Origin of the sequence: Palleronia sediminis, assembly GCF_004358695.1 — a bacterium.
Taxonomy (GTDB): Bacteria; Pseudomonadota; Alphaproteobacteria; order Rhodobacterales; family Rhodobacteraceae; genus Palleronia; species Palleronia sediminis.
This window is the reverse complement of the sequence record NZ_SNAA01000001.1, coordinates 406,757-419,019: the sequence shown is the minus strand read 5'-3', so window position 1 is coordinate 419,019 and position 12,263 is coordinate 406,757. Positions and strand designations below refer to the sequence as shown.

Annotated in this window: 11 protein-coding genes; 4 read left to right on the top strand and 7 right to left on the bottom strand. The window is 68.3% G+C overall.

Features of this window, described 5'->3' with window-relative positions:
- Positions 1–28: 28 nt before the first annotated feature.
- The 3 genes from E2L08_RS02185 (at position 29) to E2L08_RS02175 (ending at position 2,439) form a co-directional block, all read left to right on the top strand.
- Positions 29–505: an Lrp/AsnC family transcriptional regulator gene (locus E2L08_RS02185; RefSeq protein ID WP_133395397.1), complete on the top strand. Its 477-nt coding sequence runs from the start codon at positions 29–31 to the stop codon at positions 503–505.
- 62 nt (positions 506–567) lie between these two features.
- Positions 568–1,395, top strand: a complete 828-nt coding sequence (locus E2L08_RS02180) for an aldo/keto reductase (RefSeq protein ID WP_133395396.1) — start codon at positions 568–570, stop codon at positions 1,393–1,395.
- Positions 1,396–1,464: 69 nt separating this feature from the next.
- On the top strand, positions 1,465–2,439 hold the full coding sequence (locus tag E2L08_RS02175) for a DUF808 domain-containing protein (protein WP_133395395.1): 975 nt from the start codon (positions 1,465–1,467) through the stop codon (positions 2,437–2,439).
- Between the two features lie 17 nt (positions 2,440–2,456).
- Here the strand turns inward: E2L08_RS02175 and E2L08_RS02170 are convergent, their stop codons facing one another.
- The 7 genes from E2L08_RS02170 to E2L08_RS02140 all read right to left on the bottom strand — a co-directional run bounded on the left by E2L08_RS02170 (position 2,457) and on the right by E2L08_RS02140 (position 10,435).
- On the bottom strand, positions 2,457–3,431 hold the full coding sequence (locus E2L08_RS02170; RefSeq protein WP_133395394.1) for an ABC transporter ATP-binding protein: 975 nt from the start codon (positions 3,429–3,431) through the stop codon (positions 2,457–2,459).
- Positions 3,428–4,414, bottom strand: coding sequence for an ABC transporter ATP-binding protein (locus E2L08_RS02165; RefSeq protein ID WP_133395393.1), 987 nt, complete (start codon positions 4,412–4,414; stop codon positions 3,428–3,430). The genes E2L08_RS02170 and E2L08_RS02165 overlap by 4 nt, the downstream gene beginning before the upstream one ends.
- A gap of 4 nt (positions 4,415–4,418) precedes the next feature.
- A complete protein-coding gene (locus tag E2L08_RS02160; RefSeq protein WP_133395392.1) occupies positions 4,419–5,330 on the bottom strand; it encodes an ABC transporter permease subunit in 912 nt (303 codons plus the stop codon).
- Between the two features lies 1 nt (position 5,331).
- Positions 5,332–6,339: an ABC transporter permease subunit gene (locus tag E2L08_RS02155; RefSeq protein WP_133395391.1), complete on the bottom strand. Its 1,008-nt coding sequence runs from the start codon at positions 6,337–6,339 to the stop codon at positions 5,332–5,334.
- Complete coding sequence (locus tag E2L08_RS02150) at positions 6,333–7,430, bottom strand: M24 family metallopeptidase (protein ID WP_133395390.1); 1,098 nt, start codon at positions 7,428–7,430, stop codon at positions 6,333–6,335. The genes E2L08_RS02155 and E2L08_RS02150 overlap by 7 nt, the downstream gene beginning before the upstream one ends.
- A gap of 45 nt (positions 7,431–7,475) precedes the next feature.
- Positions 7,476–9,053 carry an ABC transporter substrate-binding protein gene (locus E2L08_RS02145; RefSeq protein WP_133395389.1) on the bottom strand — a complete coding sequence of 526 codons (1,578 nt, stop codon included), beginning with the start codon at positions 9,051–9,053 and terminating at the stop codon, positions 7,476–7,478.
- Between the two features lie 281 nt (positions 9,054–9,334).
- The gene (locus E2L08_RS02140) at positions 9,335–10,435 is read right to left on the bottom strand and encodes a THUMP domain-containing class I SAM-dependent RNA methyltransferase (protein ID WP_133395388.1); all 1,101 of its coding nucleotides are present in this window, start codon (positions 10,433–10,435) and stop codon (positions 9,335–9,337) included.
- Positions 10,436–10,545: 110 nt separating this feature from the next.
- Here E2L08_RS02140 and E2L08_RS02135 point away from each other — a divergent pair, with 110 nt between their 5' ends.
- The gene (locus tag E2L08_RS02135) at positions 10,546–12,198 is read left to right on the top strand and encodes an alpha-glucosidase (protein ID WP_133395387.1); all 1,653 of its coding nucleotides are present in this window, start codon (positions 10,546–10,548) and stop codon (positions 12,196–12,198) included.
- Positions 12,199–12,263 lie beyond the last annotated feature (65 nt).

Here is a 12,263-nt window from a genome sequence, read left to right as displayed (position 1 = left end):
GCGGATCGACCGAAAAACGGGGGCGATCATGGCGGAAAGCGGGCGCGCGCTCGACCGGTTCGACCTGGCGATTCTCGATGTGCTGGGCAGCGAGGGGCGCATCAGCGTCACCGACCTCGCCGGGCGTGTGGGCCTGTCGAAAAGCCCGGTGCAGGCGCGGCTGAAACGGCTCGAGGATGACGGGGTCATCACGGGCTATCGCGCCCTGATCGACCCGGTGAAGCTGCATCGCGAGCATGTCGCCTTTGTCGAGGTGACGCTGTCGGACACGCGCGAAACGGCGCTGGCGGCCTTCAACCGGGCGGCGCGCCGGATTCCCGAGATCGAGCAATGCCACCTCATCGCCGGGCGGTTCGACTACCTGCTCAAGGTGCGCACCGCCGACATGGCCAGCTATCGCGCGGTCATGGCGACCGGGATCTCGGCGCTGCCGCATGTCTCGCACACGTCCACCTTTGTCGCGATGGAGGCGGTGAAGGACGCGGCGTGGAGCGCGCCGGGCTGACCGGCGGAACAATTCCGCCGCTCGGCGGCTTGGCGCGTCAGCCACAATCGAGGGAACCCCATATGCCTGTCACACCCATCGGCCCCGCCGCGATCCCGAGCCTCGGGCTCGGAACCTTCGAGATGGAGCGCGGCGCGACCGCCGCGCTGGTGCGCGCCGCCATATCCGAAGGTTACCGCCATATCGACACCGCGCAGGTCTATGGCAACGAGGCCGAGGTGGGGCAGGGGGTGCGTGCGGCCGAGACCCCGCGCGACGAGATCTTCGTCACGACCAAGATCCTGCCCGACCGTTTCGCCCCCGACGAGTTCCGCCGCGCGGCCGAAGAATCGCTTCGCCGCCTCGATATCGGCCATATCGACCTCTTGCTGCTGCACTGGCCGTCGCGCGAGGTGCCGCTGTCGGAAACGCTGCCGGTGCTCGACGCGCTGATCGACGAGGGCAAGGTGCGGTTCGGCGGGGTGTCGAACTTTACCGTGGCGCAGCTGAAAGAGGCGCGCGGGATCCTGCGCGCGCCGCTTGCCGCCAACCAGGTCGAGCTTCACCCCTTCATCGACCAGTCCACCCTGCTGGCTCACATGCAGGCCGAGCGCATCCCGGTCGAGGCCTATTCCCCGCTCGCCCGCGGCAAGGTGGTCGACGACCCGACCCTGACCCGCATCGCCGAGGCCCATGGCGCGACCGCCGCGCAGGTGTCGCTGGCGTGGATCCTGTCCAAGCCCGATGCCGTGGTGCTGCCCAAGACGGGCAATCCCGATCGGCTGGCCTCGAACCTCGCCGCCGCCGAGCTGAGCCTCAGCGCCGAAGAGATCGCCGAGATCGACGCGCTGGCCGGGCCCGGCGGGCGCATCATTTCGCCCGAGAGCGTCGCGCCCGACTGGGACGACTGACGCGGGCCGTGTTTCCGGCGCGCCATCCGCGCGCTATGATCGGGGGCGGGACAAGAGGGAACGGCACGCATGAGCGGATTGATCGCGCTACTCGATGACGTGGCGGCCATCGCCAAGGTCGCCAGCGCTTCGGTCGACGATGTCGTGGGCCAGGCCGTCAAGGCATCGAGCAAGGCCGCCGGCGCGGTCATCGACGATGCGGCCGTGACGCCGAAATACGTTCAGGGCTTTTCGGCCGAACGCGAGATTCCCATCGTGTGGAAGATCGCGCGCGGCTCGTTCTTCAACAAGCTCGTGATCCTGCTGCCCATCGCGCTGCTGCTCGCCTCGTTCGCGCCATGGGCGATCCCGCCCCTGCTGATGCTGGGCGGGGCCTATCTCTGTTTCGAGGGGGCAGAGAAGGTCTGGCACAAGATCAACCCCTCGGATCACGGCACCGAAGAACTGGTACAGCAAAAGGCCAGCGGCGCCGCGCTCGAAGAGCGCAAGGTGCGCGGCGCGGTCAAGACCGACTTCATCCTTTCGGCCGAGATCATGACGATCGTCCTGTCGGCCCTGCCGCCCGACCAGTCGCTCTGGCTGCGCGCGGGCGCGCTGGCTGTCGCCGCCATCATCATCACCGTGGCCGTCTACGGTGTCGTCGGCATCATCGTGAAGGCCGACGATGCCGGGCTCGCGCTGGCGCAAAAGGGGCGGCTGGCCGCGACGCGCGCCCTGGGCCGCTTCATCGTCAAGGCGATGCCCCATGTCCTGACGCTGCTCGTCGTCGTGGGCACCGCCGCGATGATCTGGGTCGGCGGCTCGATCATCGTGCATGGCCTGCACGAACTGGGCTGGCACGCGCCCACCGAGATCATTCATGGCATCGCCGTGGCGGCGGCCTCGGGGGTGGGCGAGGGGCTGCGCGGCACCGTGGAATGGGTCGTGACCGCCGCGCTCGACGGCGTGATCGGGCTGGTGCTCGGCGCGGCGCTGATCCCGCTGGTCACGCGGGTCATCGCCCCGATGGCGGGCGCGTTGTTCCCCGAGAAATCCGCCGCCTGAGCGGGGCGCGCGCGGCCTCAGGCCTCGGGAAAGAAACAGGCGGCGGGGTGGGGCGCACCTTCCATCCGGGGGCGGTTCTCGCGGCAGGTATCCTCGGCCTTCCAGCAGCGCGGGGCAAAGGGACAGCCGGGCGGCACGTTCAGCGGCGAGGGCAATTCGCCGACCAGCTTGATCCGTTCCTGCCGGCGCGAGGGATCGGCCGAGGGCGTGGCCGAGATCAGCGCCTTGGTATAGGGATGGCGCGGCGCATCGAAGATCTCGGATTTCGGGCCGAACTCCACCGGGCGGCCCAGATACATCACGAGGATATCGTCGGCGACATGGCGCACGACGCTCAGATCGTGGCTGATGAACAGGTAGGCCAGGTTCATGCGCTGTTGCAGGTCGTTCAGCAGGTTGAGGATCTGGCTCTGGATCGACAGGTCGAGCGCGGAAACCGGCTCGTCCAGCACCAGCAGCTTGGGCTCGAGCATCAGCGCGCGCGCCACCGCGATGCGCTGCCGCTGCCCGCCCGAGAACATGTGCGGATAGCGGTCGTAATGCTCTTCGCGCAGACCGACGAGGCGCATCATCTCGCGCCCCTTTTCCTGCCGCTCGGCCGCCTTCATCCGGGGGCGGTTTATCTTGAGCGGCTCCTCCAGGATGGCGCCGACGCGCTGGCGCAGGTTGAGCGACCCGTAAGGGTCCTGGAACACGATCTGCACGTCGCTGCGCAGTTCGGCCCACCGCTCGGGCGTGACCTCGACCCCGTCGATGCTGAACCGCCCGGCGCTGGGCGCCTCGATCATGGTCACGAGCCGGGCGAGCGTGGATTTCCCGCAGCCCGATTCCCCCACGACGGCAAGCGTCTTGCCCGCATGGACGGCAAAGGACGTATCTTCGACCGCGCGGACGATGCCCGGCTCGCGGAACAGCCCGCCGCCGACCTCGTAGCGGCGCGCGAGGTTCTCGGCCTCGATGACGGGGCGGGCGGCGGTGGCGGCGTCGCTCATGCGCTCACCTGTTCGGCATGGGCGGGCACGTCGAGCGGGTAATGGCAGCGCGCCTGCCCGATGGCGGGGGGCTGGACCGGCGGCGGCACGGTATGGCACCGCTCGTCGGCGAACTTGCAGCGCGGGCTGAACAGGCAGCCCGCCGGCCGGTCGTGCTGGCCCGGCACGACGCCGGGAATGGTCGGCAGCCGCTTTTCGGTGGCGCGCTCGGGCAGGGCGGCGAGCAGCGCGGCGGTATAGGGATGGTGGGGGTGGTCGAAGAGGTCGCCCACCGGCTGATCCTCGACCTTCTGGCCCGCATATTGCACGGCCACCCGTTCGGCGGTTTCGGCGACGACGCCCATGTCATGCGTGATGAGGATCAGCCCCATCCCGGTCTCTTTCTGAAGCCCGGTCAGCAGGTCGAGGATCTGCGCCTGGATCGTGACGTCGAGCGCGGTCGTCGGCTCGTCGGCGATCAGCAGGCGCGGGCGGCACGACAGCGCCATGGCGATCATCACCCGCTGGTTCATCCCCCCCGAAAGCTGGTGCGGGAACGCCTTGAGCCGCCGTTCGGGGTCGGGGATGCCGACCATCTCGAACAGCTCGACGCAGCGCTTGTGCCGCCCCTCGCGCGTCAGGTCGGTATGTTTGCGCAGGGCCTCGCGGATCTGGAAACCCACCGTGAAACAGGGGTTGAGCGACGACATCGGCTCTTGAAAGATCATGGCGAGGTCCGCGCCGATCAGGTTGCGCCGCTCGCGGGGGGGCATCCGGCGCAGGTCGCGGCCATCAAAGCTCAGCTCGTCGGCGGTGACGGTGGCCGTCCAGGGCAACAGCCCCATCGTCGCCAGCATCGACACCGATTTGCCCGAGCCCGATTCGCCCACGATGGCGAGGATCTCGCCCGCGGCAACATCCACGTCGACGCCGTCCACGGCCTTGAAGGGGCCGCCCGCGGTCGGGAACTCGACGCCCAGGTTACGGATCTTGAGTAGGCTCACGGGGTCAGCTCCGCTTCAGCTTGGGGTCGAGCGCGTCGCGCAGCCCGTCGCCCATCAGGTTGATCGCCAGCACCGTCACGAGGATCGCGATGCCGGGGAATGTCACGACCCACCACGCGCGCAGCACGAATTCGCGTGCATCGGCCAGCATGGTGCCCCATTCGGGCGTCGGCGGCTGCGCGCCCATCCCGAGGAACCCCAGCGCGGCCGCGTCGAGGATGGCGGTCGAGAATGACAGGGCCGCCTGCACGATGATCGGCGACAGGCAGTTGGGCAGGACGGTGACGAACATCATCCGCACCCGCCCCGCGCCCGCGACCCGCGCCGAGGTGACGTAATCCTTGGCCCGCTCGCTCAGCACGCTGGCACGCGTCAGGCGGACGTAATGGGGCTGCAACACCAGCGCGATGGCGATCATCGCGTTGAGCAGCGTGGGCCCCAGGATCGCCACCAGCACCAGCGCCAGCAGAAGCGACGGAAAGGCGAGGATGATATCCATCAGCCGCATGATGAGCGTGTCGAGCCATTTCGGCGCGAACCCGGCGATGAGCCCGATCAGGATGCCGCCCGTGGCCGCCACGACCACGACGACGATGCCCACGAAGAACGAGAACCGCGCCCCGAAGATCAGGCGGCTCAGCATGTCGCGCCCGACCGCGTCGGTGCCCAGCGGAAAGGCCCATGTGCCCCCATCCTGCCACACGGGCGGCTGGAGCGTCGCCTCGCGGAACTGCTGCGACGGATCGTAAGGCGCCAGCAACGGGGCGAAGATCGCCGTGAGCAGGAACGCGGTAAAGACATAGAGCCCGATCACCGCGCCTCGGTTCTCGCGGAAATAGCTCCAGAACTCGGCAAGGCGGCCGGGGCGGTCGGCGTCGATGAGCGTGCGGCCGGTCTGGGAGGAGGCGTCGGCCATCTCAGCGCTTCCTGATCTTGGGGTTGATGAGGCCGTAGAGCATGTCGACCACGAGGTTCACGATCATCACGATCACCGCGATCATCAGCAGCCCGCCCTGCACCACGGGATAGTCGCGGCGATAGATCGAATCGACCATCCACTTGCCGATGCCCGGCCAGGAAAAGATCGTCTCGGTCAGGATGGCCCCGGCCAGCAGCGTGCCGACCGACAGGCCGATCACGGTCACGACCGGGATCAGCGCGTTGCGCAGCGCGTGCAGCCCGTTCACCCGGCCGGGCGACAGCCCCTTGGCGCGGGCGGTGCGGATGTAATCCTCGGACAGGACCTCGAGCATGGCGGAGCGCGTCTGTCGTGCGATCACCGCCAGCGGGATCGTCGCCAGCACGAAAGAGGGCAGGATCAGGTGGCTGATGGCACTGCGCAGCGCGCCGTCCTGCCCCGACATGGCGCTGTCGATCAGCATGAAGCCCGTGGGCGTGTCGAAGAAATACAAAAGTCCGATCCGCCCCGAGACCGGCGTCCAGCCGAGGTTGCCCGAGAACACGATGATGAGCAGCAGCGCCCACCAGAAGATCGGCATCGAATAGCCCACCAGCGCGGTGGTCATCAGCGCCCGGTCGAAGAACTTGCCGCGATAGACCGCGGCGATCACCCCGGCGGGCAAGCCCAGCGCCACGGCGATGACGATGGCGCAGAGCGACAGCTCGAGCGTGGCGGGAAACAGCGAGAAAAACTGGTCCCAGACGGGGCGATTCGTCACGAAGGACGTGCCCAGATCGCCCTGCAGGATGCCCGTGAGATATTCCCAGTACTGCACGAGCAGCGGCCGGTCGAAGCCGAATTGCTCGCGCAGCTCGAGGTAACGCTCTTCGGTCATGCCGCGTTCGCCCGCCATGACGATGATCGGATCGCCGGGCAGGACGCGGATGAAGGCGAAGGAGATGATCGTCACGCCGATGAAGGTCGGAACGAATGTGCCCAGCCGGGTCAGGAGGAATCTCAGCATCCCACGGTCATCAGGTCTTTCGGGAACGAGGTCAACGACCGGCTGCCGGTTTCCGTTACGAGAATGTCGTCCTCGATCCTCACGCCGAAGCCTCCGGGCAGGTAGAGACCCGGCTCGTTGGTGAAGACGCAGCCCGGTTCCAGCACGGCGTGATTGCCCCGCATGATATAGGGCGCCTCGTGAACCTCGCGGCCCAGGCCGTGCCCCGTCTTGGTGCGGATACGCTCGGCGAAGGGCGAGGCTTCCAGCACCCCGGTCACGGCATCGTCGATATCGTGGGCCGTCGCGCCGGGGCACGTGGCCGCATGTCCGGCCAGATTGGCGCGCAGCACGGTGTCATAGACCGCGCGCGCCTCGTCCGAGGGCGCGCCGACAAAGACGGTGCGCGTGATGTCGGCGCAAAGCCCGCCCCAGCGCGCGCCGAAATCCAGAAGCAGCGCGTCGCCCGCCGCGATCCGGTAATCGGGCCGCGCATGGGCATGGGGCCGGGCCGAGTTGTCGCCCGCCGCCACGATGGGCGCAAAGGCGAGCCCCTGCGCGCCATGGGCGAAAAGCGCGCCCAGCAGTCGCGATTCGATCTCGGTCTCGGTCTGGCCGACGCGGACGCTGTCGAGCACCTCGGCCAATGCGGCCTCGGATATGGCGATGGCGCGTTCCAGCGCGGCGATCTCGTCGGCGGTCTTGGCGATGCGCAGCCCGCTGATCGCCGCCTCGGCGTCGCGGATCTCGAGATCGCCATAGGCGCGGCGCAACGCGTGATGCACGAAGACCCGCATAACCTGTCCCTCGACCGCGACCGAGCGCAGCGGCATATGCGCGGCCAGCGCGGCGAACGCATCCGCATAGCCGGTCTGGTCGCGCCAGTCGAAAGTCTCGCCCTCGAACCCCAGCGGCTCCCACGAGCCGAGTTCGAGATTGGGCACGATGGCCGCGGGCGGCCCCTCGGCCGGGATCATCAGCACCAGCGGGCGTTCGCTGGTGTGGAAATCATGGCGCATCAGGCGCGCGAAATTGGGCCCCGGAACGAGGGCCACGGCATCGACCCCGATCTGTCGGGCGAGGTCGCGGAACGGGGCGTATCTGTCTGTCATGTCGTGGAAAAACGGGGGACGCCGCGGCGCCCCCCGTCCCTTGGTTCAGCCGTCGGAGTTCAGGCTGACGGTGTCGAACAGGTGCCCGCCCAGCGGGTGCACGATGTAGTCCTCGACCTCGGAGCGCACCGGCATGAACACCACCGAATGCGCGATGGTGGCCCAGGGCGCCTGGTCCTTGAAGATGCGCTGCGCCTCTTCGTACATCTTGGCCCGCTCGGACTGGTCGTTGATCGTCTTGGCCTCCTGCACGATCGAGTCGAACTCCTCGTTGCACCACTGCGCCCGGTTCGATCCGCCGACCGCGTCGCAGCCCAGCAGCACCGCGAGGAAGTTGTCCGGGTCGCCATTGTCGCCCGTCCACCCCAGAAGAACCGCGCCGTCGCGATCCGTAGCCTTGGACCGCTCGAGATACTCGCCCCACTCGTAGGACACGATCTCGACATCGACGCCGACCTCCGAGAAATCCTCCTGGATGAGCTCGGCCATGCGGCGGGCATTGGGGTTGTAGGGACGCTGCACCGGCATCGCCCAGACCTTCATCGACAGGTCGGTCACGCCCTCTTCCTCGAGCATGGCGCGCGCGGCCTCGGGGTCGTAGCCGTCATCCTCGATGGCGTCGTTATAGGACCACATCGTCGGCGGGATCGGGTTCTTGGCCTGTTCGGCCTGCCCCTGGAAGATCACGTCGATGATGGCGCTCTTGTCGATGGCCATGTTCAGCGCCTTGCGCACCTTGGGATTGTCGAAGGGCGCCTGCTGCGTGTTGTAGGCGAGATAGCCGACGTTCAGGCCTTCCTGGTCGAGGAGCTCGAGATCGGTATTCGCGCGGATCGAGTCGATATCGGCGGGGTTGGGGTAGGGCATGACGTGGCATTCGCCCGCCTGGAGCCGCTGGAGCCGCACGCTCGCGTCCGGCGTGATCGCAAAGACGAGATTGTCGACCTTGGGCAGCCCGTCCTGCCAGTAATCCTGGTTCTTGGAGTAGCGGATCACGGCGTCGGTCTGGTAATCCTCGAAGACGAAGGGACCGGTGCCGATGGGACGCTGGTTCAGCATCTCGGGGGTGCCGGCCTCTTCCATGGCGTCGGCGTATTCCTTGGACACGATCGAGGCGAAATCCATCGCCATGTTCGCGATGAAGGGCGCCTCGGCGCGGGTCAGGTTGAAGCGCACGGTCATGTCGTCGACCTTTTCGATCGATTCGATCAGGTCGGGCATCGACATGGCGTTGAAGTATTCCCACGAGCCTTCGCCGTTCTGGCGCTCGAACGAATAGATCACGTCGTCGGCATTCATGTCGCGCGAGGGCGTGAACTGGTCGTTGGAGTGAAACTTGACGCCGGGGCGCAGCTTGAAGGTAAAGCTCTTGCCGTCCTCGCCGACCTCCCAGCTTTCGGCGAGGCCGGGCACGACATTGGTGGTGCCGGTCTCGAACTCGGCGAGCTGGTTGTAGACGGTGTGGCTCGACGCGTCGAACGTCGTGCCCGAGGTGTAGAGCGCCGGGTCGAAGCCCTCGGGGCTGCCTTCGGAGCAATAGACCAGCGTCTGCTGGGCCTGCGCCATACCGCCCGCCAGCGCGAGCGCCATGGCGGATACGGCGAGTGTGGATCGGTAATTCATCGCGGTCTCCCTGTGTCGTCCTTCGTTCCCGGCAGGGTGCCGGCCCGGACGTGTCGCCGGTCGAAGTGCGCGCAGCTTTGCAAGCCGCGACGCGCGCGTCCAGAGCATCCATGCGCGAGAATCGCAGCCTTCCGTCAAGTTACGAAGCGGCCGCCCCGCCCGACACAAGGCGAAAGCCGCAAGGCCCCCCGCTGCGCGAAACTGTCGGGGCCGCCGCGCGCATCCCGCGTCGCGTCGTGGGTATTTGGGAAAGAGAAGACGGATACGCACCGCCGATAGGGTCAGGGGCGCGCGTGGTAGAGCCGGATCGACAGCCCGCCATGGCGGAATTGCGGCCCCTCGCGCAGGTCGAGCCCCGTGGCCCGCGCCAGCCCCGCATCGCTCGTCACGAAGCCCACCCGCCAGCCCCGGAACCGCGCGCGCAGCACATCGCCGAAGGCGCCGTAGAGCCCGAAGAGGAGCTTGCGGTCGCCGATCCGCGCGCCGTAGGGCGGGTTGGTCAGCAAAAGCCCCGGCGGCCCCTCGGGGGGCGCGGCGTCGCTGATCGCGGCGCGGGCGAACTGCGCGATATCGCCCACCCCGGCGCGGGTCGCATTGGCCGCCGCGCGCGCGACCGCGCCGCTGTCGCGGTCCGAGCCGTGAAAGCGCAAATCGGTGGGGCGGGGCGAAAGGTCGGTCAGGGTCGCCGCCCAACCGTCCGCGTCGAACCCCGCGAAGTCGTGAAAGGCGAAGCCCCTGTCGCGGCCGGGCGCCAGCCCCGCCGCGATCGACGCCGCCTCGATCGGGATCGTGCCCGAGCCGCACATCGGATCGACCACCGTCTCGGTGCCGTCGAACCCGCAGGCCCCCAGCAGCAGCGCCGCGGTCGTCTCGCGGAGCGGTGCCTTGCCTGCGTCGAGCTTGTGGCCGCGCTTGTGCAGGCTCTCGCCCGTCGTATCGAGCGAGATCGTCGCGAGGTCGTCATCGATCCTGAGCTTGACGACCACCGCCGCCTCCGCCGCGACCGGGGCGCCCAGCGTTTCCGTGATGGCGCGCGCGACGCGGCCCGCCGCCGCGCGGTCGTGGTAGATGCGCGAGCGGTGGCAACTCGCCTCGACCCGCACGGGGATGTCGGGGCGCAGCACCGCGCCCCAATCGACGCGGCGCGCGCGCTTGTCGAGCTGCGCGAGATGCAGCGCGCGGAACTCGGCCAGGCGCAGCAGCACCCGCGTGGCACCCCGCAGCCACAGGTTCGCGCGCGCGATCTCGGGCCAGCCGCCCTGCGTCTCGACCCCGCCCGGCACCTCGCGCGGGTCGGGCAGGCCGAGCGCGCGCGCCTCGGCGGCGAGGAATGGCTCCAGCCCCGGAGGGCAGACGAGGAAAAGCGGGAAGCTGTCCGACATGGGCCGAGCCTTAGCGATTTGCCGCGCGGGTGGCCATGGCCCCGATGCCGCCGCTCGACAGGGGCGCGGCCGGGCCTAGGATTTCGGGCGACACAACGAAAGGACGCCCCATGAGCCGCCCGCCGACGCCCCGATGGTGGCACCGCGCCACCGGATACCAGGTCTGGCCGCGCAGTTTCCGCGACAGCGACGGCGACGGGGTGGGCGACATTCCGGGGATCGTGTCGCGGCTGGATCACCTGCGCGATCTCGGCATCGGGTTCATCTGGCTGTCGCCGGTCTATGCCTCGCCGATGGTCGATGCGGGCTATGACATCTCGGATTACCGCGCCATCGCGCCCGAGTTCGGGACCATGGAGGATTTCGACCGGTTGGTGGCCGAGGCGCGCGCCCGCGATATCGGGATCGTCATGGATCTGGTGGTCAACCATACCTCGGACCGGCACGAGTGGTTCCGCCGCGCGCGCGAGGATCCGGGCAGCCCCGAACACGCGCTTTACGTCTGGCGCGATCCCGCCCCCGATGGCGGGCCGCCCAGCGACCTCGGCGCCTGTTTCGGCGGGTCGGCCTGGACCTATGTGCCCGAGATCGGCCAGTATTACCTGGGCTATTTCAGCCCCGCCCAGCCCGATCTGAACTGGCAGAACCCCGATCTGCGCGCCCGCATCTGGGACATGATGAACTGGTGGCTCGACAAGGGCATCGCCGGGTTCCGCATGGACGTGATCTCGCTCATCGGCAAGGACGTGGATGCGGGCCGGTTCGAAGAGGGGCCGGACCTGCACCCGTTCCTGCGCGAGATGCACCGCGAGACGCTGGCGGGGCGCGACGTGCTGACCATCGGCGAAAGCTGGTCGGTCACGCGCGAGACGGCGCTGGATTATTGCGGCCGCGACCGGGACGAGATCGACATGGTGTTCCAGTTCAACCACGTCAAAGCCGGCTGGGACCCCGAGTTCGGCAAGTTCCGCCCGCTGCCCTTCGATCTCGCGCGGCTCAAGCGGGTGCTGTTCGACTGGCAGGAGACGCTGTCCGACGATGGCTGGAACGCGCTGTTCTGGTCGAACCACGACCTGCCGCGCCACCTGTCGATCTGGGGCGATGACGGGCGGTTCCGGCGCGACTGCGCGCGCAGCATGGCGACGGCGCTGCATCTGCTCAGGGGCACGCCCTTCGTCTACCAGGGCGAAGAGATCGGCATGACCAACATGGCCTTCGAGCGGCTCGACCAGTTGCGCGATCTCGAGACGCTGGGTCATTGGCGCGAACAGAGCGCGGCGGGGGTGAGCCTCGAGGATTTCCTCGCCGGGGCCAACCGAAACGGGCGCGACAATGCCCGCACCCCGGTCCAGTGGGATGCGGGGCCGCAGGCGGGTTTCACCGAGGCCGAGCCGTGGATCGAGGTGAACCCCAATCGCGTCTATATCAACGCCGCCGCCGACCGGGCCGATCCCGACGGCATATTCGCCCATTACCGCCGCCTGATCGCGCTGCGGCGCGATCTCGACATCGTCTGTTTCGGCAGGACGATCCCGTTCCTGGTCGATCACCCCGCGATCTTTGCCTATGCGCGCGAACTCGACGGCGCACGGCTGTCGCTGGTCGTCAATTTCGGCTCGGACCGGGTGGCGGTCGATCTGCCCGAGGGGCTTGCCGCCGAGGGGCGGTGCCTGATCGCGACCCACGCGCCGCGGCACGAGGCATCCGGGCGGGTCGAGCTTGCGCCGTGGGAGTCCTTTGCCATCCTGGCCGATCCGGCCTGACGGGCCGGGCGTTTGTTCGATATATGAAAGGCTACGCCCGGTTTCCGCCGAGTCGAGCGCCGCTG

Excerpts from the sequence above, each read along its gene's own strand:
- E2L08_RS02160 (WP_133395392.1), bottom strand. The coding sequence starts at position 5,330 with ATGGCCGACGCCTCCTCCCAGACCGGCCGCACGCTCATCGACGCCGAC.
- E2L08_RS02140 (WP_133395388.1), bottom strand. The coding sequence starts at position 10,435 with ATGTCGGACAGCTTCCCGCTTTTCCTCGTCTGCCCTCCGGGGCTGGAG.
- E2L08_RS02175 (WP_133395395.1), top strand. The coding sequence starts at position 1,465 with ATGAGCGGATTGATCGCGCTACTCGATGACGTGGCGGCCATCGCCAAG.
- E2L08_RS02185 (WP_133395397.1), top strand. The coding sequence starts at position 29 with ATGGCGGAAAGCGGGCGCGCGCTCGACCGGTTCGACCTGGCGATTCTC.
- E2L08_RS02145 (WP_133395389.1), bottom strand. The coding sequence starts at position 9,053 with ATGAATTACCGATCCACACTCGCCGTATCCGCCATGGCGCTCGCGCTG.
- E2L08_RS02150 (WP_133395390.1), bottom strand. The coding sequence starts at position 7,430 with ATGACAGACAGATACGCCCCGTTCCGCGACCTCGCCCGACAGATCGGG.
- E2L08_RS02170 (WP_133395394.1), bottom strand. The coding sequence starts at position 3,431 with ATGAGCGACGCCGCCACCGCCGCCCGCCCCGTCATCGAGGCCGAGAAC.
- E2L08_RS02155 (WP_133395391.1), bottom strand. The coding sequence starts at position 6,339 with ATGCTGAGATTCCTCCTGACCCGGCTGGGCACATTCGTTCCGACCTTC.
- E2L08_RS02135 (WP_133395387.1), top strand. The coding sequence starts at position 10,546 with ATGAGCCGCCCGCCGACGCCCCGATGGTGGCACCGCGCCACCGGATAC.
- E2L08_RS02180 (WP_133395396.1), top strand. The coding sequence starts at position 568 with ATGCCTGTCACACCCATCGGCCCCGCCGCGATCCCGAGCCTCGGGCTC.